At 68.0% G+C, this 25,865-nt stretch carries 26 protein-coding genes; 13 read left to right on the top strand and 13 right to left on the bottom strand.

All coding sequences use genetic code 11. The annotated features are described in order from the left end of the window. Positions 1-390: 390 nt before the first annotated feature. The 3 genes from ABTV68_RS01120 to ABTV68_RS01110 form a co-directional block, all read right to left on the bottom strand. Positions 391-1,902 carry a glycosyltransferase family 39 protein gene (locus tag ABTV68_RS01120; protein ID WP_433675780.1) on the bottom strand — a complete coding sequence of 504 codons (1,512 nt, stop codon included), beginning with the start codon at positions 1,900-1,902 and terminating at the stop codon, positions 391-393. 316 nt (positions 1,903-2,218) lie between these two features. Further along, entirely contained in the window at positions 2,219-2,518 is a 300-nt protein-coding gene (locus ABTV68_RS01115; protein WP_433675779.1) for a chorismate mutase, read from the bottom strand. Positions 2,519-2,540: 22 nt separating this feature from the next. After that, a complete protein-coding gene (locus ABTV68_RS01110) occupies positions 2,541-3,032 on the bottom strand; it encodes a DUF1877 family protein (protein WP_433675778.1) in 492 nt (163 codons plus the stop codon). Between the two features lie 101 nt (positions 3,033-3,133). Here ABTV68_RS01110 and ABTV68_RS01105 point away from each other — a divergent pair, with 101 nt between their 5' ends. The 4 genes from ABTV68_RS01105 (at position 3,134) to ABTV68_RS01090 (ending at position 7,534) form a co-directional block, all read left to right on the top strand. After that, complete coding sequence (locus tag ABTV68_RS01105; RefSeq protein ID WP_433675777.1) at positions 3,134-4,420, top strand: adenylosuccinate synthase; 1,287 nt, start codon at positions 3,134-3,136, stop codon at positions 4,418-4,420. A gap of 1 nt (position 4,421) precedes the next feature. Beyond that, positions 4,422-5,651, top strand: a complete 1,230-nt coding sequence (locus tag ABTV68_RS01100) for a lactonase family protein (protein WP_433675776.1) — start codon at positions 4,422-4,424, stop codon at positions 5,649-5,651. A 363-nt stretch (positions 5,652-6,014) separates the two neighbouring features. Further along, complete coding sequence (locus ABTV68_RS01095; protein ID WP_433675775.1) at positions 6,015-6,686, top strand: peptidylprolyl isomerase; 672 nt, start codon at positions 6,015-6,017, stop codon at positions 6,684-6,686. Between the two features lie 74 nt (positions 6,687-6,760). Beyond that, positions 6,761-7,534, top strand: a complete 774-nt coding sequence (locus ABTV68_RS01090; protein ID WP_433675774.1) for a Pr6Pr family membrane protein — start codon at positions 6,761-6,763, stop codon at positions 7,532-7,534. A gap of 29 nt (positions 7,535-7,563) precedes the next feature. Here ABTV68_RS01090 and ABTV68_RS01085 read toward each other — a convergent pair whose 3' ends face one another. From ABTV68_RS01085 to ABTV68_RS01075, 3 genes are read right to left on the bottom strand one after another with little or no spacing between them, the layout of a single operon-like run. After that, on the bottom strand, positions 7,564-8,217 hold the full coding sequence (locus tag ABTV68_RS01085) for a response regulator transcription factor (RefSeq protein WP_433675773.1): 654 nt from the start codon (positions 8,215-8,217) through the stop codon (positions 7,564-7,566). Further along, positions 8,214-9,350, bottom strand: a complete 1,137-nt coding sequence (locus ABTV68_RS01080; RefSeq protein WP_433675772.1) for a sensor histidine kinase — start codon at positions 9,348-9,350, stop codon at positions 8,214-8,216. Before ABTV68_RS01080 ends, ABTV68_RS01085 begins: the two co-directional genes overlap by 4 nt. 7 nt (positions 9,351-9,357) lie before the next feature. Beyond that, positions 9,358-9,861, bottom strand: a complete 504-nt coding sequence (locus ABTV68_RS01075) for a hypothetical protein (RefSeq protein ID WP_433675771.1) — start codon at positions 9,859-9,861, stop codon at positions 9,358-9,360. A 141-nt stretch (positions 9,862-10,002) separates the two neighbouring features. Between ABTV68_RS01075 and ABTV68_RS01070 the strand changes: the two genes are divergently transcribed. After that, complete coding sequence (locus ABTV68_RS01070; RefSeq protein WP_433675770.1) at positions 10,003-11,301, top strand: LCP family protein; 1,299 nt, start codon at positions 10,003-10,005, stop codon at positions 11,299-11,301. A 34-nt stretch (positions 11,302-11,335) separates the two neighbouring features. Here the strand turns inward: ABTV68_RS01070 and ABTV68_RS01065 are convergent, their stop codons facing one another. From ABTV68_RS01065 to ABTV68_RS01055, 3 genes are all read right to left on the bottom strand, one after another. Then, positions 11,336-11,749 carry a hypothetical protein gene (locus tag ABTV68_RS01065; protein WP_433675769.1) on the bottom strand — a complete coding sequence of 138 codons (414 nt, stop codon included), beginning with the start codon at positions 11,747-11,749 and terminating at the stop codon, positions 11,336-11,338. Then, positions 11,746-12,663 carry an RNA polymerase sigma-70 factor gene (locus tag ABTV68_RS01060; protein WP_433675768.1) on the bottom strand — a complete coding sequence of 306 codons (918 nt, stop codon included), beginning with the start codon at positions 12,661-12,663 and terminating at the stop codon, positions 11,746-11,748. Before ABTV68_RS01060 ends, ABTV68_RS01065 begins: the two co-directional genes overlap by 4 nt. A gap of 123 nt (positions 12,664-12,786) precedes the next feature. Next, the gene (locus tag ABTV68_RS01055) at positions 12,787-13,446 is read right to left on the bottom strand and encodes a hypothetical protein (RefSeq protein ID WP_433675767.1); all 660 of its coding nucleotides are present in this window, start codon (positions 13,444-13,446) and stop codon (positions 12,787-12,789) included. Between the two features lie 212 nt (positions 13,447-13,658). Between ABTV68_RS01055 and ABTV68_RS01050 the strand changes: the two genes are divergently transcribed. Then, positions 13,659-14,435, top strand: coding sequence for an SDR family oxidoreductase (locus tag ABTV68_RS01050; protein ID WP_433675766.1), 777 nt, complete (start codon positions 13,659-13,661; stop codon positions 14,433-14,435). A 40-nt stretch (positions 14,436-14,475) separates the two neighbouring features. On the opposite strand, the gene ABTV68_RS01045 is transcribed toward ABTV68_RS01050, so the two are convergent. After that, positions 14,476-14,676 carry a hypothetical protein gene (locus ABTV68_RS01045; protein WP_433675765.1) on the bottom strand — a complete coding sequence of 67 codons (201 nt, stop codon included), beginning with the start codon at positions 14,674-14,676 and terminating at the stop codon, positions 14,476-14,478. Between the two features lie 25 nt (positions 14,677-14,701). Here ABTV68_RS01045 and ABTV68_RS01040 point away from each other — a divergent pair, with 25 nt between their 5' ends. Further along, entirely contained in the window at positions 14,702-15,217 is a 516-nt protein-coding gene (locus tag ABTV68_RS01040) for a CGNR zinc finger domain-containing protein (RefSeq protein ID WP_433675764.1), read from the top strand. Between the two features lie 104 nt (positions 15,218-15,321). Then, positions 15,322-16,752 carry an argininosuccinate synthase gene (argG, locus tag ABTV68_RS01035; RefSeq protein ID WP_433675763.1) on the top strand — a complete coding sequence of 477 codons (1,431 nt, stop codon included), beginning with the start codon at positions 15,322-15,324 and terminating at the stop codon, positions 16,750-16,752. 251 nt (positions 16,753-17,003) lie between these two features. Here the strand turns inward: argG and ABTV68_RS01030 are convergent, their stop codons facing one another. The 3 genes from ABTV68_RS01030 to ABTV68_RS01020 form a co-directional block, all read right to left on the bottom strand. After that, positions 17,004-18,209 carry an AMP-binding protein gene (locus ABTV68_RS01030; RefSeq protein ID WP_433675762.1) on the bottom strand — a complete coding sequence of 402 codons (1,206 nt, stop codon included), beginning with the start codon at positions 18,207-18,209 and terminating at the stop codon, positions 17,004-17,006. 48 nt (positions 18,210-18,257) lie between these two features. After that, the gene (locus ABTV68_RS01025; protein WP_433675761.1) at positions 18,258-18,665 is read right to left on the bottom strand and encodes a hypothetical protein; all 408 of its coding nucleotides are present in this window, start codon (positions 18,663-18,665) and stop codon (positions 18,258-18,260) included. 408 nt (positions 18,666-19,073) lie between these two features. Next, the gene (locus ABTV68_RS01020) at positions 19,074-19,901 is read right to left on the bottom strand and encodes an HNH endonuclease family protein (RefSeq protein ID WP_433675760.1); all 828 of its coding nucleotides are present in this window, start codon (positions 19,899-19,901) and stop codon (positions 19,074-19,076) included. Between the two features lie 81 nt (positions 19,902-19,982). On the opposite strand from ABTV68_RS01020, the gene ABTV68_RS01015 reads away from it, so the two are divergent. The 5 genes from ABTV68_RS01015 (at position 19,983) to ABTV68_RS00995 (ending at position 25,858) form a co-directional block, all read left to right on the top strand. Further along, positions 19,983-20,918: an ABC transporter ATP-binding protein gene (locus tag ABTV68_RS01015; protein WP_433675759.1), complete on the top strand. Its 936-nt coding sequence runs from the start codon at positions 19,983-19,985 to the stop codon at positions 20,916-20,918. A gap of 1 nt (position 20,919) precedes the next feature. Further along, the gene (locus ABTV68_RS01010) at positions 20,920-21,738 is read left to right on the top strand and encodes an ABC transporter permease (protein WP_433675758.1); all 819 of its coding nucleotides are present in this window, start codon (positions 20,920-20,922) and stop codon (positions 21,736-21,738) included. 168 nt (positions 21,739-21,906) lie between these two features. Continuing rightward, the gene (locus ABTV68_RS01005) at positions 21,907-22,566 is read left to right on the top strand and encodes a TetR/AcrR family transcriptional regulator (RefSeq protein WP_433675757.1); all 660 of its coding nucleotides are present in this window, start codon (positions 21,907-21,909) and stop codon (positions 22,564-22,566) included. Further along, the gene (locus tag ABTV68_RS01000; RefSeq protein ID WP_433675756.1) at positions 22,563-23,837 is read left to right on the top strand and encodes a hypothetical protein; all 1,275 of its coding nucleotides are present in this window, start codon (positions 22,563-22,565) and stop codon (positions 23,835-23,837) included. The genes ABTV68_RS01005 and ABTV68_RS01000 overlap by 4 nt, the downstream gene beginning before the upstream one ends. Next, entirely contained in the window at positions 23,834-25,858 is a 2,025-nt protein-coding gene (locus ABTV68_RS00995) for a YhgE/Pip family protein (protein WP_433675755.1), read from the top strand. The genes ABTV68_RS01000 and ABTV68_RS00995 overlap by 4 nt, the downstream gene beginning before the upstream one ends. Positions 25,859-25,865: the final 7 nt, after the last annotated feature.

Genomic DNA, 25,865 nt, shown 5'->3' with positions numbered 1-25,865 from the left:
CGCTGACGGTTCCGCGTCCGTGGTTAACCCTCGACGGACCTCACGCCGTACACACCCGCGGTTAACCCCACCCACGCCCCGTGGTTAACCCCACCCACGCCTCACGTCAATACACGCCAGCGGTTAACTCGCCTCCCGTCGGCGCTCCGGATTCGTTGACCAATCGACGCCGATCGTTAAGACGCGCGTTCATCTCCGAACGGCAGAATCAGGTCGCGAAGTTCCGCGCCGTTTCAACGAAAGATCCACTTCTCCACAGGACTTTCCACACCTGGGGATGGAATTACACGAGCGTAGTTCCGTGCGCTCTTCCGCGGACTGCATCCGAGAGGCGGAGTTATCCACATATCCCCATGTGGATAACTCACATCCTGTGGATAGCTGGGGAGATCAGCCCCCGCCGCGGGCGAAGAGTGAGATGTCCGAGACGTTGAGCCTCTCGTGCTCGACCACCTCGAACCCGGCCGCGCGCAGTTGCGCCATTCCATCGACGCTCACCACACCGTCAATGACGGTTTCCACAACCCACACGCGCGACACGTCATCGAGAGCGCCCGCCTCGATGGCTTCGGCAGTGGTGCGGGTCTCCGCGTGCCAGGTGGGGCTCTGCCAATACGGGGTGACGAGCTGCACATCGCGCACCTGCGCGAATGGACGCGGGTTGGTGTCCAGCGCCAGCCGAGGCCGCCACGACGGGTCAACGCTCTCGTCGAAGACGATCGCATCGCCGGGTCGAGCCTGCTCCGAGATCAGCGCTGCAACGCCGTTCCAATCCGACCCGCGCTTCGACCACGGTCCCCGCTGCCCCGCCCACACCGGGATGGTGGCCGACGCGATCAGGATCACCGCGCAGAGCGCCGCGACCGGAATGCGACGCAGGCGAAGTCGCGCGAGTTCCGCGATCCCGGATGCCAGAAGCAGCGCCACCGCGGGGCCGGCGAACGTGAGATAGCGGGGCGTGTAGTCGTGATGCACGGCGTCGCTGACGAGTACCAACACGAGAGGAATCACCGCCCACGGTAGCGCGATGCTCACAGCATCGATCGAGTCGCCTCGCCGCGGCCGAGACCGAATCCACCCCACGATGGCGATGGCGATGATCGCCCAGGCGATCCAGGCGTACGCGTCCGCAACGAACCACATCTCGACGAGGATGGCATACGGATTCGTGTGGCCGGCGGTCGCCAGAAAGGCGATCTGCCCGCGCTGGTGCAGCGCGATCCAGGCCACCGGCGATGCAATCATCAGCCCCGCAAGCGACGACACCACCCACCTCAGCCAGGTGCGCCGGTCCACGCGTCGCCACCACAGCGCGGCGCCGATCGCCGCCGCCATGAGGCCGACATAGAGAAAGGTCGTCGTCGCGATGGCGAGCATCGCACCGTATGCGACCCACGACCAGCGCGAGGAGTCTCGACGACGCAGCACCTCGATCACGAGCCCCACCAGCACGGCGGCGAACAGGGCATCGAACGCGTACGCCCGCGCTTCGACGGCCGCGTGGGTGAGACGAGGCAGGAACGCCGTGAACGCGCCCACCAGAATCCCGAACGGCACCGATCTCAGGCGAGCACCGATCCACACCATCACCCCAGCGCACAGCCCGATTGCCACCGCGGAGGGGAACCGCAGCGCGAACGGACTCGTGCCCGCAACGGCGACCCAGAGGTGCATCATCGCATAATTCACGCCATGAACGATGTCGATGTTGCCCAGCATGGCGATCAGACTGGGGAACGGTCTCGTGGCCGAGAGCTGGGTCGCCGCTTCGTCTCCCCACAGCGACGGAACCCCCGACCCGATCGCGTTCACCACGGTGGCGATGAGGGTGAGCAGCGCCGCCGGCGGCACGGCACGGGCGGCGAACGACCGCACTCGTACTGACTTCTCCGCGCCACGCACGCGGTCAGGGTACGCCTCACCGCTTGAAATGAGACGGCGATCAGCTATGAACGCCTGTCAGTCTCGGCCGCCCCGATGCTCGCGACACGAAACGAGGACGATGTCGCCGATCTAGACCCGCCGGCCCCGATCCGTCCTCCGTTGCCCCAGATTCCCTCGCTTCGCAACCTTCTGATGCCCCGAAACACCCAAACAAGTCCGAGAAACCCCGCATCGCCGGCTTTCTTGGACTTGCTTGGGTTTCTCGCGAGGGAGTGCCATCGCGGTCGCTCCGCGCATCGAAGCACTGACGCAGTTCCCAGCCCGAGCCTCGACGTCAGCTCGGGGCGCCGGCCTCCGTGTGGTGGCGGATCACCTCGGCAACCACGAAGTTGAACCACTTCTCCGCGAACTCCGGATCCAGATGCGCGGCCTCGGCGAGCTCGCGCAGCCGCGCGACCTGCTGCTCCTCGCGCATGGGGTCGGACGCGGGCATCTCGTGCGTGGCCTTCAGCACGCCGACCTGCTGCGTCGCGCGGAAGCGCTCGGCCAGCATGAAGATCAGCGCGGCATCGATGTTGTCGATGGTCGCCCGCAGCCGCAGCAGCGTGGCGGTGGGATCCTCGATCTGGCTCATGTCCCCAGCATAAAGCGGTCGTTCAACTCTCGACGTGGAACACCACGTGCGACCCGGCCCGTGCGGCTTCGGTGAGGAACGTGTGCAGCGCGTCGAGGTATCCCCACGCGTAGTCACGCTCGTCGTCGCCGTACTCCGGGTTGCGCAGCTCCTCTGGCATCACAGCGTAGGCGGCAGCGAACGTCTCCTCATCCAGCGTGTCCAGCCATGCGGCAACCTCCGGCACGTGCTCGGCCGACAGGTAGGTGACGAGGAGCTCGTCGTCGTCCTCCTGGAGGTCTTCGTCACCGAGGATCACTCCGTACGCGGGCCATTCCTCCGGGTCACGATCCGGGGCCGACGCCGGAGCGAGAGCGCACGAGATCGGATCCCACGCCTTGTCGGTCTCGCACGACGGAACCCCCGCCTCCTCGATCTCCTCGATGAAGGCGCGCAACGCGTCGTCATCTCCGGCCGCAGCGCGCAGGCGCTCAGCGAGAGCGTCGGTCAGGGCGAAGTGCATTCCGAGCTGCATGATCCCGACGCTACCGGGTGCGCACCACGATCGGGAAGCGAAAACGGCCTCCGATAGGATGGGGTGGACCCGCTCGGGTCCCTTTACGGGGGTGATCCCAAATGCCAGGAATCGTGATCGTCGGCGTCCAGTGGGGCGACGAGGGCAAGGGCAAGGCCACGGACCTTCTCGGTGAACGCACCGACTGGGTCGTGAAGTTCAACGGCGGCAACAACGCCGGCCACACCGTGGTGGTGGGCGATGAGAAGTACGCACTTCACCTGCTGCCGTCGGGCATCCTGTCGCCCGGCGTGACGCCGGTCATCGGCAACGGCGTCGTCATCGACATCGAGGTGCTCTTCGGGGAGCTGGAAGCGCTCGCCGCTCGTGGCGTGGACGTCTCCAAGCTCAAGGTCAGCGCCAACGCGCACGTCATCACCTCCTATCACCGCACGCTCGACAACGTCACCGAGCGCTTCCTCGGCAAGCGTCAGATCGGCACAACGGGTCGCGGCATCGGCCCCAGCTACGCCGACAAGATCAACCGCGTGGGCATTCGCATCCAGGACCTGTTCGACGAGAACATCCTGCGCCAAAAGGTCGAGGGCGCTCTCGACCAGAAGAACCACCTGCTGGTGAAGATGTTCAACCGCAAGGCGATCGACCCCGACACCATCGTGGAAGAGCTGCTGTCGTACGCCGAGCGACTGCGCCCGATGGTGGCGGACACGTCGCTGCTGCTGGATCAGGCGCTCGAGCGCGGCGAGGTCGTCGTGTTCGAGGGTGGCCAGGCCACGATGCTCGACGTCGACCACGGCACGTACCCGTTCGTGACCAGCTCCTCCGCCACGGCTGGTGGCGCCGCGACCGGATCGGGCGTCGGCCCCAACCGCCTCGACCGCATCGTCGGCATCGCGAAGGCCTATGCCACCCGCGTGGGTGCAGGCCCGTTCCCCACCGAGCTGTTCGATGAGAACGGCGACATGCTGCGCTCGCGCGGCTTCGAGTTCGGCACCACCACCGGGCGTCCGCGTCGTGTGGGCTGGTATGACGCGCCGGTCACCCGCTACGCCACGCGCGTCAACGGTCTGACCGACATCGTGCTCACCAAGCTCGATATTCTCACCGGCATCGAGCAGATCCCCGTGTGCGTGGCCTACGACGTCGACGGGGTCCGCTTCGACGAGATGCCCGTGAACCAGACGGACTTCCACCACGCGAAGCCGATCTTCGAGTACTTCCCGGGGTGGACCGAGGACATCTCCACGGCGCGCACCTTCGATGACCTGCCGCAGAACGCGCAGGACTATGTGCTGGCACTCGAACGGATGAGCGGCACACGCATCTCCGTCATCGGCACCGGCCCGTCTCGCGACGCGGTCATCGTGCGTCACGACCTGATCGGCTGACATGCGACTCTGGCTCGGCGGATACACCGCGGACATGGATGGAGACGGCGCCGGCATCGGCGTCCTGCTCGCCGGCGATGCCGACACCCCGTCCGCTGGCGGTCCGCTGAGCTTCGCGGGAACGGCCGTCGCGGTCGACTCCCCCTCCTGGCTTGCACAGCACCCGACCCTCGACGTCGTCTACGCGGCGCTCGAGGGTGCGGGTGGTGTGCGGGCGTTCACTCGCACCGGACCCGCGACACTCGCGCCGATCGGCGCGGTGCAGCCCGCCGGTGAGGTGACGTGTCACGTCGTCGCATCCCCCGACGGACGCTGGCTCACGGCGACCGGATACGGCGACGGTACGGTGACCCGGTATCGGCTCGACGACGACGGTGTGCCCGGTGACCCGGTGTTCGGGACGGCGGCGGTGGATCCGTATGCGGATTCCCCCGCGGCACGTCTGCCGGACGATCTGGGCGTGAGCGCCGCACAGTCGGCGGAGATCGCTGCGGCATCCGCGGATCTCGCGGCCGCCGCAGCGGCATTGCGAGACGCGGTCGGTGAGGAGTTCGCACACCTGCTGCCCGAGCGGCCGACCCTGCCCGACGGCATCGAGTCGGCCGTCACGTTCACCGATCCTGAGCCGATCGCGGCGGCGCGCACCTCCCACGCGCACCAGGCGCGACACGTCTCCGGCGGCCTCGTGGCCACCACCGATCTGGGCTTCGATCTGGTGCGGTTCTGGCGCGACGGGCAGCTGCAGCAGGAGGTCGTGCTGCCGTTCGGAACCGGCCCGCGGCACACGGTGTGGCACCCGAGCGGACACCTGTATGTGGTGACCGAGTACTCGTGCGAGGTCTACGTCCTCGCCCCCGATGCCACCGGTCGGTGGCGCATCGTGTCGGCGGCTCCGGTGTCGCCGGAAGCGAGCGTGAGAGCCGACTTCCCCGGCGAGCTGTCGGCTTCGGCGGATGCAGGACTGCTCTATGCCGGGGTTCGCGGAATCAACGCGATCGCGACGCTACGGGTGCTGGGCGATGGCTCGCGGGTCGAGTCGATCGCGACGGTCGAAAGCCACGTGGACTGGCCGCGGCATCACGTGCTGGTCTCCGACACCCTGCTCATCGCGGGGCAGCGCTCGAACGAAGTGGTCTCGCTGGCCGTCGATGAGCGCACCGGTATCCCCGGTCGGCGCCGCTACAGCACCCCGGCCCCCACGCCGTCCGTGTTGCTCCCGATCTTCGACTGACCGCGGCGCGCCCCACCGGCGCGCCCCGCCCGGCATCCTCGCCCCGGTTCTCTCCTCCCCCGCCGTCCCTCGTCCGCCGTCCGCTCCCGGCCTACGGGGCGTTCCTCATCCCGCGAGACTTCCGTCTGTGGGCGAGAATCCACGCATTGCGGCGATTGTCGCCCACAGACGGAAGTCTCGCGGGTCACAGCACGCGACGCGCGCGCACGGCGGACGGGGGACGGCGGACGGGGGACGGCGGACGAGGCACTGGGGACTCATGGCGGCGGAGAAGCGACGGCGGAGAAGCGACGGCGGACTCGTCCCCGCGGACGGGACGCGGCGGAGGTGAAGCGATCGCCGGCCGGCGGCTACGCTCGTTCCATGCGTAAACGTCTCCTGGTGCTTCCCGTCGTGGCCGTGCTGCTCGCCGGCCTGGCGGCGTGCTCTCCGAATTCCGCTCCCGAAGCGCAGCCCACCGCGAGCGCGAGCACGACGGTGACTCAGACCGGCACATGCTCGTACCCCGCGGCCGGCTCCGCTGCGAAGCCCGCGTCAGCACCGGCCAGCGAGCCCGAGCTAGCGAAGACGGCGACGCTCACGACCTCGGCGGGCGATATCGCCATCACGCTGGACGGCGACAAGACGCCGTGCACGGTGAACAGCTTCGTCTCCCTGATCTCGCAGGGCTACTTCGACAACACGAAGTGCCACCGCCTCACCACGCAGGGCATCTTCGTCCTGCAGTGCGGCGACCCCACCGGCACCGGCACGGGCGGACCGGGTTACTCGTTCGCGGATGAGACCAGCCCCGACATGACTTACCCCGCCGGCACCGTGGCGATGGCGAATGCAGGGGCCAACACCAACGGATCGCAGTTCTTCCTCGTCTACGAGGACAGCAGCCTCCCACCGAACTACACGGTCTTCGGTCACATGGACGAGGCCGGCACCGCCGTGGTCCAGGCCATCGCGGCGAAGGGCGTGGCCGGCGGACGCCAGGACGGCGCTCCCGCGGAAGCCGTGACCATCACGTCCGCGGCCGCCGCACAGTGACGCACGTCACGACATGACAACGAGTGCGAGCCCGATCCTCCTGCGGATCGGGCTCGCTCCATTAGTGTGAGCGTGTGAGCCCGCTGTCGTCCCCCGCGCCCCTTCGGACCACCCCGCGCCTGCTCTGGGCGCTGTTGCGTCTCGCGATGGCCGCGGTGATCGTGGCCGCGATCGTCGCTCAGCTGATCCGGACGCTCGGTTTCGCGATCGACAAAGACCGTGACTTCCTCACGGTTCTCACGAACTTCTTCAGCTTCTTCACGATCCTCTCCAACGTCCTCGCCGCGATCACGCTTCTGCTCTGCGGACTCTGGCTGCTGACACGTGGGCGTCGCCGCCGGTTCCAACCGCGAGCGTTGAGCGTGCTGCTGCTTTCCGTCGGCACCTACATGGTGATCACCGGCATCGTCTACAACACGCTTCTCCGCGGAATTCCGCTTGAACCGGGCGGAACCGTCGCGTGGTCGAACGAGGTGCTGCACGTCGTCGGTCCCGCCATGTTGCTGCTGGAGCTGATCTTCCGGGTCGGCGTCCGCCCGATCAGCTGGCGCGCGCTGTGGGTGGTCGTCGGGTTCCCGATCGTCTGGGTGATCTACACGATGATCCGCGGCGAGCAGATCACCAGCCCGACGACCGGCCAGCCGTGGTGGTACCCGTACCCCTTCCTCAACCCCTACACGGTGCCGAACGGGTATCTCGGGGTCGCAGGCTACGTCGTCGGGATCTCGATCACGGTCATCGCCGTGGCGTCCCTGGCGATCTGGTGGTCGCGTCGCCGAGCGGACGCAGAAGCGCCGCTCGAACAGCTGAACTGCCCCGAACCCATCGCCTCCGCCTCCGCCTCCTGAGCGCCCTTCGTCTCGCGGGGGCGTGCGGCTCAGACCCCGGAGCGGACGCGGGTGATCGCCTGGGCCCGGTCGCGGATGTCGAGCTTCGCGAAGATCGCGTTGATGTGCGTCTTCACCGTCGACACCCCCACGAACAGCCGGTGTGCGATCTCGGTGTTGTTGAGTCCGTCGGCCACGAGCGCGAGCACCTCGGCCTCGCGCGGGGTGAGGTCGGGGAACCGTGCTCGCAGCTCCGCCGCCGGAGTGGGTGCGGAGGAAGCCGTCGCCGACACGACACGTGCCGCGACCTCGGCGGCGAACGTCGCCTGCCCGCCCGCCACCGCGCGGATGGCGGCGGCGATCTGCTCGCGCCCCGCATCCTTCGTGAGGTAGCCGCGAGCGCCGGCGCGAAGTGCGCCGAGGATCGAGTCGTCGTCGGCGTACGTCGTGAGGACGAGCACGGCGGTGTCCGGCGCGTCGACCGTGATGCGGCGGGTCGCCTCGGTGCCATCCATGACCGGCATCCGCAGGTCCATGAGCACCACGTCAGGGCGTTCCGCCACCACGAGCGCGACGGCCTCCGCGCCGTCAGCGGCCTGGCCGACCACCTCGACATCGGCGAGCAGGGAAACGATCGTGTTCAGGCCGTCACGAACGAGGTCCTGGTCGTCCGCGATCACCACCCGGATCGGTTTCGTCGTCATCGTCCGCCCTTCTCCCCGGGACGCGTCATCAGCGCCGCTTCGGCCACCACCTGGAATTCTCCATCTCGCGCGTCTGCCTGCACACTCCCCCCGAACGGCAGCGATTCGAACCGCTCTCGCATCCCCGTCAGCCCGTACCCGCCACCGCGCGGCTGTGGTTCGGCCGGGAGCGGCGTGGTCACACGCATCACCACGCGATCATTGCGCCAGTCCAGGTCGAGCGCGACGGACGCACCCGGAGCGTGACGACGCGCGTTGCTCAGCGACTCCTGCACCGCACGGACCACCGCGGTCGCGATCATGTCCGGCACCGCGCGCGACGCACCGTGTACGGACACCGTCACGACCCCGCCGAGCGACCGGTGGGCACGGATCAGCTCCTCGATGCCGGCCGCGGGATCCGTGTCCGCTTCCTGCAGCGCAGGTTCGCGCAGCGCCGCCACCGCCGTTCGAGCATCAGCGAGACCGTGTGCCGCGAGTCGTCGCGCCTCCGTCGCGCGAGTTCGTGCTTCGTCGATCCGCCCTGCTTCCAAGAGCGCATCGATGGCGTCCAGCTGCACCGTGAGGCCGCCGAGCGAATGCGCCAGCACATCATGCAGATCGCGGGCGAGAGCAATGCGCCCCTCGGTCTCGCGGGCGAGCATGCGCTCCTCCCGCGCCTTCTCCGCTGCGAGGGCCGACAGTCGTGTGGTCCGGCGCACGAAACCGCCGAGCACGCCCACCGACAGTCCCAAGCTCATCGTGAGCATCGCGCTCACCCCGAGGTTCGGGGCCAGAAGCGCGATGCCGCCGCACACCAGCACGACGCCGATGCCCGCGACCGTCGATCCCAGCCACACGGGCAGTTCGAGCCGTGCGATCAGCAGCATCGCGCAGACCGCTGCGGGCACCAGCGAGAGTCCCCCGCTGGGTCCGCCGGCCAGCGCGCCGCTCAGCATCCCGAGGACGGCGAACGCCGCGCCTGTCCGCCATCGGTCGAGGCGGAGAAGGATGGTCGCCACCGGCCACGCGATCACTGCGATCAGTCCCACGACGATGCCCGTCGGCGAGGTCGCAGACAGGAGCGCCACCCCCACGAACGCCGAGACGGCGATCGTGATTGCGGCGCTCCACAGCACGGGACGCTCGGTCATGAGACCATCATGCGCTGACGCGGGCCAGCTTCTGCAACCGCGCGCCCATCGTGATCGCACGGCCGGCGCGGTTGGCGGCGAACACGAGCAGGATCACACCCGTGCTGGCGGCCAGATGCGACCCCGCCATCCCTGCCAGCACATCGATCCCGATGCGCACGGCGATCATCGTCACCCAGAGCACGATGCCCACGCCACCGGTCCGCGAGGCCCACTGCGCCCGCGGATCGCGGACGCGGTCCTCCGCTGTCAGCGGCCGGAACGTCGCGATCGCTCCCATCAGCGCTCCAATGCCCACGGAGATCGCGAGTTCCAACACCAGCACGGCGATGTCGAGGGTTCCGATCGCCGTGGTCGAGTACGCCAGATATCCGAGGCCGACGACCGCCAGGATGATCGGTCCGCGCCAGATCCGCCCCGGCTCGAACGCCCGCCACTGCATCTGGCGGTAGCCGATGTAGCCGATGAGCAGGACGATGACGAGTGCGTTGAACAGCAACTGCGGAGACATGTGCAGACCTTTCCGATTCGGCCGGGTCGGCCGTGAATCCAGGTTCTCGCCACGGAGTTTCGCGCCCGACCACCCGCGGGTGGAGATCGGGTGGAGATCCGTCGCACCGGATCGTTCAGTCATCGCGGGTAGGGTTGCGGCATGGCCCGATCCGCCCGCCGCTCCCGCCGCCGCACCGTTGCGCGGCACGCCAATCTGCCGCGGCGCAACGCGTTGGGCGGCATCCTGACGCGGATCGTCGCGGGGGTGGCTGCCGTCGTACTGGCCGCAGCCGGCGTGATCCTCTTCAACTACAACGACCTCACCGGCACCATTCGCGATAACGCGGTCAGTCTGCAGAACGATCCGATCGCGCCGCCGGAGCTCGCCGCCTACCCGGGCGCGTTCAACATGCTCGTGATCGGCACGGATGAGTGCGACGAGTCGATCCGCGACTTCATCGGGGCCGACCGGTGCTCGGGTGAAGAGGCCGCGCACCACCTCAACGACGTGAACATCCTCGTCCACGTGTCCGAGGCGCCTCGCCGCGTCACGGTGCTCTCGTTCCCGCGCGACCTCGCGGTCGAGCGCCCCGAATGCACCGACGAACAGGGCAACGTGGACCTCGGCGGCACCGCGAAGATCAACACCGCCTACGAGGCCGGCGGGCTGGTGTGTGTCGCAGACACCGTGGAGCAGCTCACGGGGCTCAGCGTGGACTTTGCGGCGAAACTGAGCTTTCTCGGTGTCATCAAGATCACGGATGCCGTCGGGGGCGTCACGGTATGCGTGGCGGGCGAGGGAATCAAGGACTCGCACACCAACCTGGACCTTCCGGCCGGTGAGCATACGATCTCCGGCGGCGAGGCACTGCAGTTCCTCCGCACACGACACGGCCTCAACCAGGAGAGCGACCTCGCTCGCATCAGCAACCAGCAGCAGTACATGTCGCGGCTGATCAACAAGTTGCGCAGCACGGAGGTGCTCTCCAACCCTGCGACGCTGCTGAAGCTGGCATCCGTCGTGGCGCGCAACATCCAGACCGATGACCGCCTCGCCGATCCCGTCCGCATGGTGCAGCTGGCGCTCGCCATCAAGGACGTGCCGTTCGAGGACATCGTGTTCGTGTCGTACCCCGTGGTGGACATTCCGGGCTCCACCAGCCTCGCCGCGGACCCGGCCACCGCCGAGGCGCTGATGTCTGCTATCAAGGCCAATCAGCCGATCGCGCTGTCGCGCACCGGCGCGGGAGTCATCGACGAGACCGCTCCGAGCGATGGCACGACCACGGATCCCGGCGCCACCGATCCGGGAACCACCGATCCGGGCACTACCGATCCGGGGACGACGGATCCCGGCACCACCGACCCAACGACCCCGGTGCCACTGGACTGGAGCGCGTCGGGACAGACGGCGGCACAGGAAACCTGCTCGGACGGCATCCAGTACGAGGGCGGATAACGGTCAATCGGTTCCGGCGCTTGCTCGAGAGTCACTACCTCGCCGGCGAGAACTGATTCCAGGGTCGCAGCTTGTCCGGGTTGCAGACGACCCACACGACCGCCAGTCGGCCTGATCGCACCTCCGCCGTGAGCGTGCCAACAATCTGGCGGTCACGGAGGATCGTCAGTCCAGGCACACCGTTGATGGAAGCGGAAGCGGCTCCGGTTTCCGGCACCATCAGCGCCACCAGCTCCGCGACGACTGCGGATCGGCCCGTCACCGGGATGTCGACCGTGGGCAGGTGTCCGCCGCTGTCGATGACGACAGCCGCCTCGGGGTGGAGGAGCTCCCCGATGGCATCTGCGTCGCGGGCCACAAGTCCCCTTCGCAGCCTCTCCAGCAGATCGCGGTCCCCGACGCCACGGCGTCCTCGTCCCAGCGATCCCGGCTCGTACCCTCGGCTCATGCGCTGATCGCATTCAAGCGCTCGAGTTTGGCGGGGCTCATCACCCAGAGCAGCTGGACGATGCCGTCACTCGACGTGGTCGCCGTCACGAGCGTCGTGATCCTCCCGCCTTCTTCCAGCGTCGCGGCCGGTTGACCGTTCACGTGCACCCACTCGATGCTCTTGCCTTCCCAGAAGTGATGGGCGAAGGCGGCGACAAAGGTGGCGACGCGTCGGCGGCCGATCACGGGAATACGTGCCGCAAGCTTCGCTCCGTTCCCGTCCGTGTAACTGACGACGTCAGCCGCGAACAGCGCTTCGAGTTCTTGCGCATCACCCTTCTGTGCAGCTGTCAGGAAGGCCTCGAGCAGGTCACGCTGGGCGGTGGATTCCACAGATGCCTTTCTCGGCGAGGCGAGATGTGCACGCGCACGACTGACGAGTTGCCTCGCGCTGACGACGCTGCTGGAGATCACCTCGGCGATCCGCGGGTAGGGATAGTCGAAGGCTTCTCGCAGGATGTACGCCGCGCGCTCCGTCGGCGTGAGCTTCTCCAACGTCAGCAGGATGGCGAACTGCAGCGCCTCTGCCCGCTCCGCTCCCAGGGCGGGGTCGTCCTCTGTGTTGACCGGCTCGGGAAGCCAGGGCCCGATGTACGTCTCACGGCGCGAACGCGACGATTGCAAGACGTTGATCGCCAGCCGTGTCGTCACGGTGGTGAGGAACGCAACGGGCTCTCTGATTGCCGCGCGATCCGTGTTCTGCCAACGGATCCACGTCTCCTGCACGATGTCCTCGGCATCGGCGACAGTGCTCAGCATCCGATACGCGATCCCGAAGAGACGTCGGCGGTGCGCGTTGAACACCGCCAGCGCCTCATCGAGCTCCTCGCCTTCGTTCATCGGGATCGCACCAGCTCGCTTCTCCACATCCATTCCCCGTGTCTATCGTGTTTCGGTCAGGCAGCGGCGGTGAGCGTTGAACTCCTCCGTCACAGCCATTGACCGCGGAGCGCGGCGATCTGTGACGACTCGCCGGGATCTGGATCGGCGCGCGACTCAGCCCGCCGTTCGAATCCGCCGACGCTCGTAGACCAATGTCGCACCAAGCAGCGTCAGTCCCACGACCGCACCCGCCGCCTGGGCGGGAAGCGCCGGGACGTGAAGCCCGACGAACAGCGCGAGAGCGACGATCGCGCCTCCCAGCACGCAGTTCGCGGCACCGATCATGCTGGCCATGGTGAACAGAAAGGAGGCGCGGGTATAACGCACCCCGTACTCACCCGATCGTGGATCGTCGAGAGCGATCACCTCCGGCCCGCGCGGGTGCACGCTGACGAAGTACTCACGGATCCGCTCCATGCGGCGACGTGCCGTGATGTTCTCGACGCTGTTGTCCACCAGCCGCACCACGGTGAACCAGCCGAGCATGAAGATGGTCGGAAGCACCGTGAAGACGAGGGCGGCGAGCAACGTGGGCGAGCCGCTCGCAAATCCGATCGCCACCAGTCCGCTCGAGAGCGTCGACAGGTAAATGGTGCTGCGCGTCCCAGCCTCGCTGATCGTCGCGCTCGCAACGGATTGCAGCACGAGCAGTTCAGTCCCCGCGGTGCCGTTCAGCGCGGCCGTGAAGCCATCGGGTGAGGCCGGACTCTGGCCGGAGTGCTCCGCGAGCTGTGGCGTCGCCTCGCCGTGCTCGGCGGACCAGGGTGTCGACATGGTCGCCTTTCGGACCGGGGACGGCGGATTGCCGACCACTGTCATCACAGACCGTGCAGCGGGTCTGGGTGTGACAGGTCCGGACCGCGCCCGGAGAACGGCGTGCGAGCCGTCACGATCCGCACGTGCGCATGGTCACACCTGGCGGTGTCGTCTGGTCATCTCAGTGTGGGCGGGAAACGGATCGTCCCAGGAGCACGCGAAGGAGCAACATGAAGATCACGGTGATCGGCGGAACGGGACTGGTCGGCACGAAGCTTGTGAAGGCGTTGAGGGCGACGGGGCACGATGTCCTGGTCGCTGCACGGGCCACGGGTGTCAACACATACACCGGCGAGGGCCTGGCGGAGGCGCTGGAAGGTGCGGACGTCGTCGTCGACGTCTCCAATTCCTCGTACACCGACGAAGCCGCAGCGAAGGAGTTCTTCTACGTCAGCACGATCAACCTGCTGACCTACGGGGAAGCCGCAGGGGTACCGCACCACGTCGCGCTCTCGGTGGTGGGCACCGACCGGCTGGCACGAGCGGAGGGCGGCTATTTCGCCGCGAAGCTGCAACAGGAGCAGCTCATCACGTCCTCCGGGCGTCCGTACTCACTCGTGCATGCGACGCAGTTCTTCGAGTTCATCCACACGATCACCGACAACGCTGTTCGCGATGGAGCAGTACGTGTGGCCGATGTGCTGGTGCGCCCCCTGGCCGCTGACGACGTCGCCGACGCGCTCGCGCAGGTGGCGATCGGAGACCCGCTGTTCGCCACCGCCGAGTATGCGGGCCCCGAGATCTTCACCCTCGAGGAGCTGGCGAGGATCGATCTCCGTTCCCGCAAGGACGATCGGGAGGCCGCCCCTGACCCTCTGGGCACCTACTTCGGTGCGCGGCTGTCGAGTCGCGATCTGCTTCCCGATGCGACCGCGACCATCTCCCGGACCACCTATGAGAACTGGCGCACACAGAAGCCGAGCGGAGAGGCGGCCGTCTTCGAGTGAGCCGGACGAGGTCGCTCTCATCCCTCAGACCGTCGCGGGGTCACGCCGTCACGACGGTCGAGATGGCGACCGGTGCGAGATGAGCGACGGGCATGGCCGGGGCGATGTCGACGCGACGCGCATCACAGTCGACGCACCGCACGTAGACGACGACGCCCTCCGATGTGCGGTGGCGTGATTCGGTGACCCATCCGTGCTCGTGCGTGCGGATCGGGGAGGTGAGGGGTTCTGCTGCGATCATGAGTCCAGCGTGATGTAATGCCGTTATGCAACTCAACCCTTACGGCGAGTACGCGGTGCTGTTGGCCGCATCGCTCGCGAACGACTGGCCCGACGATGCCGCCGGCATCGAGGAGCGCACACGCGAGTTCGGGATGACCATGTCGTTCGAGCACTCGCCCACCGAGCATGCCGATGTGCGCGGGGTCCTGGATGAATGGCTGCGCGTGGTCGACGCCGACGTGCCCGAGGACCGCGCCGCCGTCCTCAACGCCCAGATGGCCGCGGCGAGCGCCTTCCCTCGCCTCACCGATCACGATGGCGAGGGCTGGCATCTGCACTATCGCAGTGACGATCAGGGGCTGGCCCATGTGCTCGCCGCCGTGTTCGCGGTGGGCACCGCCCTGCACCTGACGACGCGAGGCATGTCCCGGCTGGGGCGCTGCGAGGCGGCCCCCTGCCGCAATGTGGTGGTGGACGTCACTCGCAACGGCCGCCAGCGGTACTGTTCGGTCCGCTGCGCAAACCGCGCGGCCGTCCGTCGGCACCGCGCTCGTGCGTAGGGTCGTCATTGCGCGCAATGCGAGCCAATCGGCCCCGAGAACGAGCGTTTTGACCGCGAGGAACGGGCAAAAGCGACCCGACGCCCGCCGGTAGACTGGAGAGCATGTCCAAGGTCCTCGAATCCCTTCCCGTCGGCGAGCGCGTCGGCATCGCCTTCTCGGGAGGTCTCGACACCTCCGTCGCGGTGGCGTGGATGCGTCACAACGGCGCCGTGCCGTGCACCTACACGGGTGACCTCGGTCAGCCCGACGAGGACGACATCGAGTCCATCCCGGGCCGCGCCACGCAGTACGGCTCCGAGGTCTCGCGCCTGGTCGACTGCAAGACCGCGCTGGTCGAGGAGGGCTTCGTCGCCCTGCAGACCGGCGCCTTCCACATCCGCTCCGGCGGCAAGACCTACTTCAACACGACCCCCATCGGTCGCGCCGTCACCGGCACGCTGCTGGTGCGCGCGATGAAGGAGGACGGCGTCGACATCTGGGGCGACGGTTCCACCTACAAGGGCAACGACATTGAGCGGTTCTACCGCTACGGACTGCTGGCCAACCCCGCCCTGCGCATCTACAAGCCCTGGCTCGACGCTCGTTTCGTCTCGGAGCTCGGCGGCCGCAAGGAGATGAGCGAGTGGCTCGTCGCGCACGGCTTCCCGTACCGCGACTCCGCGGAGAAGGCGTACTCGACGGACGCCAACATCTGGGGCGCCACCCACGAGGCGAAGACCCTGGAGCACCTCGACGTCTCGCTCGAGACCGTCGACCCGATCATGGGCGTGAAGTACTGGGACGAGTCGGTCGCCATCGCCACCGAAGACGTCACGGTCACCTTCGAGGGCGGACGTCCCGTTGCGCTCAACGGTCAGGAGTTCGCGAACCCCGTCGACCTGGTCTTCGAGGCCAACCGGATCGGTGGTCGTCACGGGCTCGGAATGAGCGACCAGATCGAGAACCGCATCATCGAGGCCAAGTCCCGCGGCATCTACGAGGCTCCGGGCATGGCGCTGCTGTTCATCGCCTACGAGCGCCTGGTCAACGGCATCCTCAACGAGGACACGCTCGCCACGTACCACGAGCAGGGTCGGCGCCTTGGTCGCCTCATGTACGAGGGTCGTTGGTTGGAGCCGCAGTCACTGATGCTGCGTGAGTCGATCCAGAAGTGGGTCGGATCGACGATCTCCGGCACCGTCACCCTGCGTCTGCGCCGCGGCGACGACTGGACCATCCTCGACACCCAGTCGAAGAACCTGTCCTACGCCCCCGAGAAGCTCTCGATGGAGCGCGTGGGCGACGCCGCGTTCGGCCCCGTCGACCGCATCGGCCAGCTCACCATGCGCAACCTCGACATCGCGGACTCCCGCTCGCGCCTCGAGCAGTACGCCACGCTGGGCCTCATCGGCGGCCCGACCGGCGAGCTCGTCGGTGGCTACGCCCCGGGCGAAGCACAGGAGATCGCCGAGGGCACGGCCGAGCAGAAGGCCGCCGCCGCCGAGTTCGACCCGGTGGGCGAGGCTGCAGCCTTCGACGCCGGCACCGACTGATCTCACGTCGCAGAGGGCGGATCGGACTCACGTCCGGTCCGCCCTCCGGCGTTTTCGGCGCGATCGCCGCGGGCGTAGATCCGCGGGCGTAGATCCGCGAGACTTCCGCCTGTGGGCCACAATCGCCGCAACGCGCTGATTCTCGCCCACAGACGGAAGTCTCGCGGGGATGAGACACGGCCGTCGGGATGAGACGAGGCCGTCGGGATGAGACACGGCCATGGGGATGAGGACGACGGCGTCCTCCGGTCTCAGAAGCGGCAGTCACACCGATCCGCGACGCCACTTGCTGAGACCGATCCACGAACTGCTCTCACGAACTGCTTGCCCCAGTACCCCAGCGCCAGCTGTGGCGACCGATACAGCACCTCGCCGGGCTCACCGTCCGGCACGTCGACGCCGTTCTCGTCGACGACCCGGGTCTCCACGAACAGGATCGGGCGCCCGGCAGAGGCCGGGCGCGCCTCGTGCTCTTCGGGTCGCAGCACGGTCGCGAGTGGACCGATCTCCGACTGTCCGAAGCAGTTGTAGAACCCCAGGTCCGGATACCGCTCGCGCAGTCGGTTGAGGACGGTCACCGGCATGATCGAGGCGCCGTACTGCGCCTTCTTCAGCGAGGAGAGATCCGCCGTGTCGAGGTCGGGATGATTCGCGAGCGGCACCCAGACGGTCGGTGCGAGGAAGAGCGAGCCGATGCGCTCCTCCGCGACCGTCCGCAGAATCCGCGCGATGTCGGGTGCGGGGAGCAGCCGGATCGTGGCGCCGATGGCCAGGTACGGCAGCATGAACACGTGCATCGCGGCCGAGTGGTACAGGGGCATGCACACCAGCGGTGCGTCGTCCGGCTTCTGGTCGAGCGCCACGATCACCGACGAGTACTCGGCCACCAGCGCGCCGTGGGTGAGCATCGCGCCCTTCGGCTGCGATGTGGTGCCCGACGTGTACAGCAGCTGCACCAGGTCTTCGCCGTCCACGTCCGTGGGGCGCTCCGTCACATCGCCCGTCGCGACGAGATCCAGGAAGGAACCCTCGTCATCGCGCAGCGACCGCACCTGCTCCACGTGGGTCTGTGTCTGCACCGCGTCGAAATGGGCCCGCAGCTGCGGATCGATCAGCGCGGCCCGCGCGCCCGACTGCTCGATGAGGTACGCGAGTTCGGCACCGTGCAGGGCGTAGTTCACCGGCACGTGCACGAGGCCGGCGCGCGCAATCGCGAGGAACGCGACGACGTAGGCGTCGGAGTTGGTGCCATACGTGACGACCCGATCCCCCGCGTTCAGTCCGCTCGCACGCAGCAACGCCGCCCCGCGCGTGACGGCGTCGTCGAGCTCCCGGTACGTCCACTCGCGATCCTCGAAACGAAGAGCTGTGACAGACGGGGTACGTGCGGCGCTTCGGCGCAGCACTCCGTCCACGGTGTTGGTGCGCCAGTGCTGGGAAGGGGACATCGTCGTCATGAACTCACGCTAGCCACCTCGCCGCGAGGACGCACGCGGCCCACGCCGTTACGACACCGTACGTCGGGAGTAGCTGCCGCTCATGACGGGAGCGAGCCCGTCACCGGAGGCGGCCGTCGCGAGATGCAGATCGATGCGATCGGCGCGAGCGATCAGCCCCAGCACGTGTCGAACACCGTCGTGCTCGCGATCCAGCACGAGCATGTCGTCCTGCCAACCGGCCTCCCCCGGCTGTGCGGGAGTGGCGCCGTCGGAGTCGAACCACCACAGTCCATCGCCCGCGATCACGGCGTGCGCCGCCAGATCGTGACCCCCGCCGCGCCGCACATAGTCGATCACGACGCCGCCCGGCCCCGGGGCGATCGAGAGGATCCCGCTCGCGGTTGCCGAGCCGTCGACGAACTCGTCGGCTCCGGTCCAGTCGCCGATCACCCGTTCGTATCGCGCATCCACCATGGTCCGAGCCTACGTTCCTCCTCGACGGGATGGCGCCGCACATCCATCGTCGGCGTGCGCACCGCGCGACGGCCCCTGTTCCGCGATGCGGCCGCTCCGGAGTGCGTCGCGAACCAACGCGCCGTCCATGAATCCTGTGGCGTGGGGACACGAAGGGATCGTTACGAGACGACACTCGTCGCGAAACGAGGACATTGTCGTGAAACGAGGACGGCAGACCCTGGATCTCACCCGCCCGACAACATCGTCCTCGTTTCGCGACACGCTACGAACGATGCATCCTGGCGACACAACGGCATCCTCGGGAATGAGCGTGCTGTCGCGAATCGAGGACGCTGTCGCGAGAAGAGAACCATCGCCGAGTCCGCTCACCGAACTGACGACATCACCCTCATCTCGCGACACCGCTCAGGAGCAGCCGAGCAGCACCTCGCGCGCGGCGGCGCGATCATCCGCAGGCAACGCGAGCCCGTAATCGGCCACGACCTGGATGAAACGTGCGACGTAGCTGCAGCGCGAAGACTCGTCCGGGGGAAGCCAGCGCGCCGGACCGGAGGCCGCTTTCGACTGATTGGCCGCTCCAGCCACCGCCTGCAGATTGACCGGGTCGTTCGCCAGCTGGAGCCGCCGTTCGGCGGTCCAGCCATCGGCGCCCTGCCGCCAGGCCCACGCGAGCGGGACGATGTGGTCGATCTGCACCCGCTCGCTCGTTCCCGGGCCGCGGACGAAGTCGATGCGCTCGCCGGTGTACGCATCCACGAGCACCCCGGTCAGCACCACGCAGTCGCGCGTCCCCGGCTTCGCCACGACGTCAGAGAGATCCCGCCGGAGCACATCGTTGCGGGTGTCGCAGCCGTTGTGGTCGGTGTCGGCCCAGCGCTGACCGAAGGCGTCTCGATCGTAGGGCAGGCCGGTGGTGACGGCCGACTCGGCGGGAATCGCATCGAGCACCGCCAGCGCGCGAGTCGGCACAGCGGGGGTCCTCGGCGGCGCGTCCGTCGGCATGGCGGGCCGGCTCGCCGGTGCCGTGTGCACGGCGTCCGGGACCAGTTCCGGCAGGACCGCTCGCATCCCGCCGATCAGGGCAACCGCTGCGATGAGCCCGAGAACCACACCGATCACCGGAATCGCGACGCGCTTGCGGCGGCGGGGCGTGAGACGACGGACAGCGCTTCGCGCGGGGCGGTGCAGAGAGTGGATGGGACAACTCCAGGTCGGGGATTTCCATCGTGTCACGCCCCTCCGACACCGCCCCCCGCTCCTCGACGAGGGCGACGTTCGCACGGCGGATGCCCGCGACGGGGAGAGGATGGAGGCATGACAAACCCTGCGCCCTCATCGCGCGCTACGACCACGGCAGCGCCGCCCGCCATCTCCGCACGCGGACTGGTGAAGCGATTCGGCGGCTTCACGGCGGTCGACGGCGTCGACCTGCACATCGAACAGGGCGAGGTCGTCGCCTTCCTCGGACCGAACGGTGCGGGGAAGACCACCACGATCGACATGCTGCTGGGGTTGTCGCAGCCGGACGAGGGGTCGGTGAGTCTGTTCGGCGGAACACCGCGCACCGCCATTGGCCGCGGACTTGTCTCGGCCGTGATGCAGACGGGTGGCCTCCTCAGCGATGTCACGGTGCGTGACACCCTGCGTATGACGGCGTCGCTGTTCGCCAACTCGACGTCCGTGGACTCGGCGCTGCAGCGTGCGGGCATCGCCGAGATCGCCGATCGCAAGGTGGGCAAGTGCTCGGGCGGGCAGCAGCAGCGCCTGCGGTTCGCGATGGCGCTGCTGAGTGATCCCGGACTGATCGTCCTCGACGAGCCGACCACCGGCATGGACGTGGAGGGACGCCATTCGTTCTGGCAGGCCATTCACGCCGATTCCCAGCGTGGGCGCACCGTCGTGTTCGCCACGCACTATCTGGAGGAGGCCGATCGATACGCGAATCGGATCATCCTCATCCGTAAGGGTCGGATCGTCGCCGACGGCACCACCGCGGAGATCAAGGCCATGGCGTCGGGACGCACGATCGAGGCGGAACTCGCCAGTGCCGATCAGGCTGCGATCGGCGCACTCCCGGGCGTCGACGCCGTGGAGGTCCAGGGCAACCGCGTGATCATCCGCGCCGCCGACTCCGATGCGGTCGCCCGGTATCTCCTCACGCAGACAGACGCCCGCGACGTCACCATCACCAGTCAGAACCTCGAGCAGGCGTTCCTCGCCCTCACCGGCGACGACCAGCAGGAGGCCTGAAATGTCCGTCGATTCGCAGCGCCTGGATCGCATCGATCCCACCACACGTCGTGTCCCGCCACTCGGCGGTTTCAGCTGGACGTTCCTCGGCATCGAGCTCAAGCGCGTGTTCCGGAACTTCTCGGTGGTCGGCTTCACGCTGATCTTCCCCATCGCGATGCTGTTCGCCATCGCGCTGCCCAACAAGGGGTATCCGGCGACGGATGTGCCACTCGAGCAGGGTGGGCTCTCTGCGGCCGTGCCGATCATGATCTCGATGGCCGTGTACGGGTCGATGGTCGCGGCCTCCATGACCGGCGTCTCGGTGGCCGCCGAACGCGCGCAGGGGTGGAGCCGTCAGCTGCGCCTTACGCCCCTGAACCCGCTGGTCTACATGCTGATCAAGGTGATCACAGGCCTCGCACTCGGCGCGATCGCCGTGATCGTCACACTGATCGCCGGCGCCGCCCTCGGCATCACCGCGCCGCTTGGGAACCTCATCGTCGCGGCTCTGCTCGCCTGGCTGACCGCGCTCAGCATGACCAGCCTCGGCCTGGCCGTGGGCTACGCCTTCCCGGCGCAGAACGCGATGCGCTACCTCGGCCCGCTGCTGCCGATCCTCAGCTTCATGGGTGGTCTGTTCGTCCCCCTGTCGCTCCTGCCGGCGGAGCTGCAGATGGCGGCGACCTTCACGCCGCTGTGGGGAATCGCGGACCTGTCGCAGAAGGCGATCATCGGTGCTCCGCTGGATCCGATGGCCTGGGTGAATCTCTTCGCCTGGTTCATCGTGTTCACCGGCCTCGCGGTGCTGATGTTCCGCCGCGACACCCGCCGGGTCTGACTCCCTCCGCCGCGAGAAACCCAAGCAAGTCCGAAACACCCCGCGACGCTGGGTTTCTCGGACTTGCTTGGGTTTCTCGGCGAGGGGGTCGTGGGCGAGGGCTGGGAACTTGCACAGAGGCGTGCACTTTAACTTGCACAGGAGTGTGCATGTTCGTACGCTGGATGCATGAGCACCGTTTCGACCCCGCGCCGCCGTGACGCCGAGGAGAACCGCGCCGGCATCTTGACCGCCGCGGTGGGCGTCCTCGCATCCGACCCGGCGGCGTCCGTCGACGCCATCGCGCGGGCCGCCGGACTCAGCCGTCGGGCGCTGTACGGGCATTTCGAGGACCGCGACGCCATCGTGGCAGCAGTGATCGCCGCCGGCGCGGAGAAGTTCAATGCCATCGCGGAAACGGTCCAGGATGATGACCCGCGTGCGGCGCTCGCCCACCTCGCGGCTGCGCTCTGGGCGCAGGCCCGCCACGTGCACGCTGCCGCCGCGCTGGCACTGAACGAACGACTGGTCGCAGACACCGCCGAGGCGATCCAGCCGCTGCGGCAGCGACTGATCGAGATCTGCGAGCGCGGTGCCGATCGCGGCGTGCTGCGCCAGGATCTGCCGCCACACCTCACGGCCCGACTCGTCGAGGAGGCCGCGCGCGGCGTCATCACCCACGTGGATTCCGATGAGGCCGATGCCACGCGGCTCGCCATGCGGGCCGCCCTGAGCGCGGCGGGCCTGTCCTGGCAGGAGGTCGACGCCCTCGTTCGCGAGTATGACGCCGGTGAATCGGCCGTCGTCGCCCCCTTCCCCATCGACACCGAATCGAAGGATCGCGCATGAAGCGCCGCCCCCTCTTCCGCGCCCGGCGCGCGACGAACGATCCACTGCGGATCGAATTGATCGGCGTGACCAAGGGGTCGGATCGCTCCCCGATCCTCGCCGCGACGACCGTCGGCTACGCCACCGGCGAAGCAGTTCTGGTCGAAGCCGAAACCGAACAGCGCCCGACCGTGCTCGGACTCATCGCGAGCGGACGCATGAAGCCCGACGCCGGTGACGTGCTCATCAACGGTCGCCACAAGCCTCGAGAGCTCCGGCGCAAGGTCGCGCTCATCGATGCGCCGGACGTCAGCGATCCCGATCCTGACGTCATCACGGTGGGCGTCGTCGCGGAAGAGCTGATGTATGCGGGATTCCCGTCCAACCCGATCTCCGCACGCAAGTGGATGAGCGAGCACGGCTTCGGCGACCTCACCATGACGCCGATCGGAAGCGTGGAGCCGTCACGCCGCGTGCGCCTGCTCACCGAGCTCGCCTCACAGCGCGAGGGTGTCGAGGGTCTCGTGATCGTGTCCCCCGATCGCCACGGCGGTCGTCCGCAGACCTGGTGGGCGGTGGCCGAGGAGTTCGCCCGCCGAGATTTCGCTGTCCTCGTGATCGCCGGACGCGCATCGTGGCAGGTGCTCCACGAGGATCGCACCGACACCGTGGGCTTGGATGACGACGCGCGCGACGCCATCATCGCGGCTTTCGGGCGGCCGGAAGTCGTCGTGGACGACGCCCCTGCGGAAGAGGAGGCGATTCTCGCTCTCGGTGCCGTCGAATTCGACACAGCGCTCTCCGATGCAGCGCTGTCCGATGTGGACGGCGCGATCGAGGACGACGACCCCTCGCCCGAATCCTCTGCGCCAGCCGGGTCCGCGTCCATCGCCCCTGGGTCCCATGCTTCCGCGTCCGACTCGTCTGGGGTCGAGACGCGTTCGCCTGAGACGGCTGCGTCCAACGTGTCCGAATCCAGCGAGCCCATGTCCCGCCTGTCTGCGGCCAGCATGCCTAGGTCGGACGTCGACGCAGCCGAAGAGTCCGCACCTGACCCGCTCTCGGACGAAGACACCCCGGACTACGTCGACGAGGTTCCGGAAGCCCTCGGCGCGCTCGCGTTCGACAACGCACTTGCGGCAGACGACACAAGCGCGGCTCCTGCAACAGCCGCCGCCACCACCACCGACCCCCACTCCCCGCTCGCGGAGGATGCCCCCTTCCCCGAGCCGAACGACCCACCCGCAGCTCGGCCGAATCAGGCCGACGACGACGCGGAGGATGCCCGATGAAGATTCCCCAGATGATCGCGGCCGAGTTCCGTCGGCTGTTCGCCACCAAGATGTCGGTGATCGCCCTCATCGCCCTGCTCTGCGTGCCGATCCTGTACGGCGGCCTGTACCTGTGGGCCAACCAGGACCCGTACAGCAACCTCTCCAACGTGCCCGTGGCGCTCGTCGTCAACGACAAGGGCGCCGAGGTGAACGGCACTCAGCGCGATATCGGCGACGAGGTGGCGAAGGAGCTGCTGGATTCCGACACCTTCTACTGGCATCGCGTCTCCGCGGCCGAGGCCGAGAGCGGCCTCGATGCCGGCGCGTACGACTTCACCGTCGAGATCCCGTCGGACTTCACCGCGGGCATCGCGTCCATCGCCACCGACGACCCCCACCCCGCCGATCTGGTGCTGCGCACCAACGATGCGAACAACTACCTCGCGTCGACGATCGGCAAGACAGCGATCGAGACCATCCAGCGCACCGTTACCGAGAAGGTGGTGTCGGAGGCCGGACTCACCATGCTCGACGCGCTGCACGAGATCCGCACCAAGCTGGTCGACGCCACGGACGGCGCCACCCAGCTGGTCGACGGACTGGTCGCCGCGCAGGACGGCACGAGCAAGCTCGGCGACGGCGCGCAGCAGCTGGTCGACGGCTCTCAGGCACTCGCCGACGGCGCCACCACCCTGGCCGACGGCGCGAGCAAGGTCGCCGACGGATCCGCCAGCGTGCGCGATGGCGCCGGGACTCTCGCGGACGGCACCGTGCAGTTGCGCGACGGGCTGAGCACGCTCGCCGACGGCGCAAGCCAGGTGGCCGGAGGCACCGGTCAGCTCGCCGACATCGCCGATCAGATCGGAGATGCCGCACAGAACGCGGCCGACCAGCTTCCCGCGGTGCGGGACGACATCCGTGCGCGCCTGGTCGAGCAGGGACTCACCGCCGATCAGATCGATCGCGTGCTCGCGGCGCTCGACCCGGTAGGAACCGAACTCACGAACGCCGCGGACAAGGTGCAGGCCGCTCGCGACAAGATCGACACGCTCAACAGCGGCGCGACCCAGGTGGCCGACGGCGCCTCCCAGCTCTACGACGGAGCGGTGACCGCCGCCGACGGCGCGGCCGCACTGCGCGACGGCGCAAGCCAGGTGGCCGACGGGGCCGCCCAGGTGAGCACCGGGGCCGCCAAGCTGCGCGACGGAACCGGAACCCTGCACACCGGTACCGTCACGCTGAAGGACGGAGTGGGAACCCTCGCCGACGGACTCTCGCAGCTGCACGACGGCGAGGTCACCCTCCGCGACGGCCTTGCCTCGGGCGTGGAGCAGATCCCGAACAGCGACGACGCCACGCGCGCCGCGCAGGCGCACACCCTCGGCGCCCCCGTGCAGATCGCGAAGACCACGCTCACGCAGGCGCAGAACTACGGCGCCGGACTCGCGCCGTTCTTCGCGGCGCTCGCCGCCTGGATCGGCATCTACGCGCTGTTCCTCATCGTGAAGCCGATCTCGCGTCGCGCGGTCACGGCACTGCACTCACCCGTGCGTGTGACGCTCGCCGGCTGGGCGACGCCCGCACTGCTGGGCGCCGTGCAGATGGTCGGTCTGTTCGCGGTGCTTTCGATCACCCTCGGCTTCAACTTCGCGAACCCGGCGGCCGCGCTCGGACTCCTGGTGCTGGCCTCGGCCACCTACACCGCGATCATCCTCGCACTCAACGTGTGGCTGGGATCGGTCGGCCAGTTCATGGGTCTGATCCTCATGGTCCTGCAGTTGGTGACCGCCGGCGGGACGTTCCCGTGGCAGACGCTCCCCGCCCCGCTGGCGTCGCTGCACCACATCCTTCCGATGGGCTACGTGGTCGACGCGATGCGTCAGATCATGTACGGATCCGGTGGCTGGGACCGCGTGTGGGGCGACATCGGCGTGCTGCTGGTCTGGCTCATCGGCGCAGTGGTGCTCGCTATCCTCGGGGTCACGCGGATGACGCACCGCCGCACGATGCGCGACCTCGCCCCCAGCCTCATCGGCTGAACGAGCT

The sequence above is a fragment of the Microbacterium gorillae genome (genome assembly GCF_050990725.1).
GTDB lineage: Bacteria > Actinomycetota > Actinomycetes > Actinomycetales > Microbacteriaceae > Microbacterium > Microbacterium gorillae_A.
This window is presented reverse-complemented; position numbering and strand designations above follow the sequence as displayed.

Bases quoted from the DNA above. Each gene is read 5' to 3' on its own strand.
- ABTV68_RS01055 (WP_433675767.1), bottom strand. From the start codon at position 13,446: ATGTCGACACCCTGGTCCGCCGAGCACGGCGAGGCGACGCCACAGCTC.
- ABTV68_RS01115 (WP_433675779.1), bottom strand. From the start codon at position 2,518: ATGAGCCAGATCGAGGATCCCACCGCCACGCTGCTGCGGCTGCGGGCG.
- ABTV68_RS01085 (WP_433675773.1), bottom strand. From the start codon at position 8,217: ATGACGACGAAACCGATCCGGGTGGTGATCGCGGACGACCAGGACCTC.
- ABTV68_RS01110 (WP_433675778.1), bottom strand. From the start codon at position 3,032: ATGCAGCTCGGAATGCACTTCGCCCTGACCGACGCTCTCGCTGAGCGC.
- ABTV68_RS01040 (WP_433675764.1), top strand. From the start codon at position 14,702: ATGCAACTCAACCCTTACGGCGAGTACGCGGTGCTGTTGGCCGCATCG.
- ABTV68_RS01000 (WP_433675756.1), top strand. From the start codon at position 22,563: ATGAAGCGCCGCCCCCTCTTCCGCGCCCGGCGCGCGACGAACGATCCA.
- ABTV68_RS01060 (WP_433675768.1), bottom strand. From the start codon at position 12,663: ATGGATGTGGAGAAGCGAGCTGGTGCGATCCCGATGAACGAAGGCGAG.
- ABTV68_RS01065 (WP_433675769.1), bottom strand. From the start codon at position 11,749: ATGAGCCGAGGGTACGAGCCGGGATCGCTGGGACGAGGACGCCGTGGC.
- ABTV68_RS01075 (WP_433675771.1), bottom strand. From the start codon at position 9,861: ATGTCTCCGCAGTTGCTGTTCAACGCACTCGTCATCGTCCTGCTCATC.
- ABTV68_RS01095 (WP_433675775.1), top strand. From the start codon at position 6,015: ATGCGTAAACGTCTCCTGGTGCTTCCCGTCGTGGCCGTGCTGCTCGCC.
- ABTV68_RS01015 (WP_433675759.1), top strand. From the start codon at position 19,983: ATGACAAACCCTGCGCCCTCATCGCGCGCTACGACCACGGCAGCGCCG.
- ABTV68_RS01105 (WP_433675777.1), top strand. From the start codon at position 3,134: ATGCCAGGAATCGTGATCGTCGGCGTCCAGTGGGGCGACGAGGGCAAG.
- ABTV68_RS01025 (WP_433675761.1), bottom strand. From the start codon at position 18,665: ATGGTGGATGCGCGATACGAACGGGTGATCGGCGACTGGACCGGAGCC.
- ABTV68_RS01070 (WP_433675770.1), top strand. From the start codon at position 10,003: ATGGCCCGATCCGCCCGCCGCTCCCGCCGCCGCACCGTTGCGCGGCAC.
- ABTV68_RS01050 (WP_433675766.1), top strand. From the start codon at position 13,659: ATGAAGATCACGGTGATCGGCGGAACGGGACTGGTCGGCACGAAGCTT.
- ABTV68_RS01045 (WP_433675765.1), bottom strand. From the start codon at position 14,676: ATGATCGCAGCAGAACCCCTCACCTCCCCGATCCGCACGCACGAGCAC.
- ABTV68_RS01080 (WP_433675772.1), bottom strand. From the start codon at position 9,350: ATGACCGAGCGTCCCGTGCTGTGGAGCGCCGCAATCACGATCGCCGTC.
- argG (WP_433675763.1), top strand. From the start codon at position 15,322: ATGTCCAAGGTCCTCGAATCCCTTCCCGTCGGCGAGCGCGTCGGCATC.
- ABTV68_RS01100 (WP_433675776.1), top strand. From the start codon at position 4,422: ATGCGACTCTGGCTCGGCGGATACACCGCGGACATGGATGGAGACGGC.
- ABTV68_RS01005 (WP_433675757.1), top strand. From the start codon at position 21,907: ATGAGCACCGTTTCGACCCCGCGCCGCCGTGACGCCGAGGAGAACCGC.
- ABTV68_RS00995 (WP_433675755.1), top strand. From the start codon at position 23,834: ATGAAGATTCCCCAGATGATCGCGGCCGAGTTCCGTCGGCTGTTCGCC.
- ABTV68_RS01010 (WP_433675758.1), top strand. From the start codon at position 20,920: ATGTCCGTCGATTCGCAGCGCCTGGATCGCATCGATCCCACCACACGT.
- ABTV68_RS01030 (WP_433675762.1), bottom strand. From the start codon at position 18,209: ATGACGACGATGTCCCCTTCCCAGCACTGGCGCACCAACACCGTGGAC.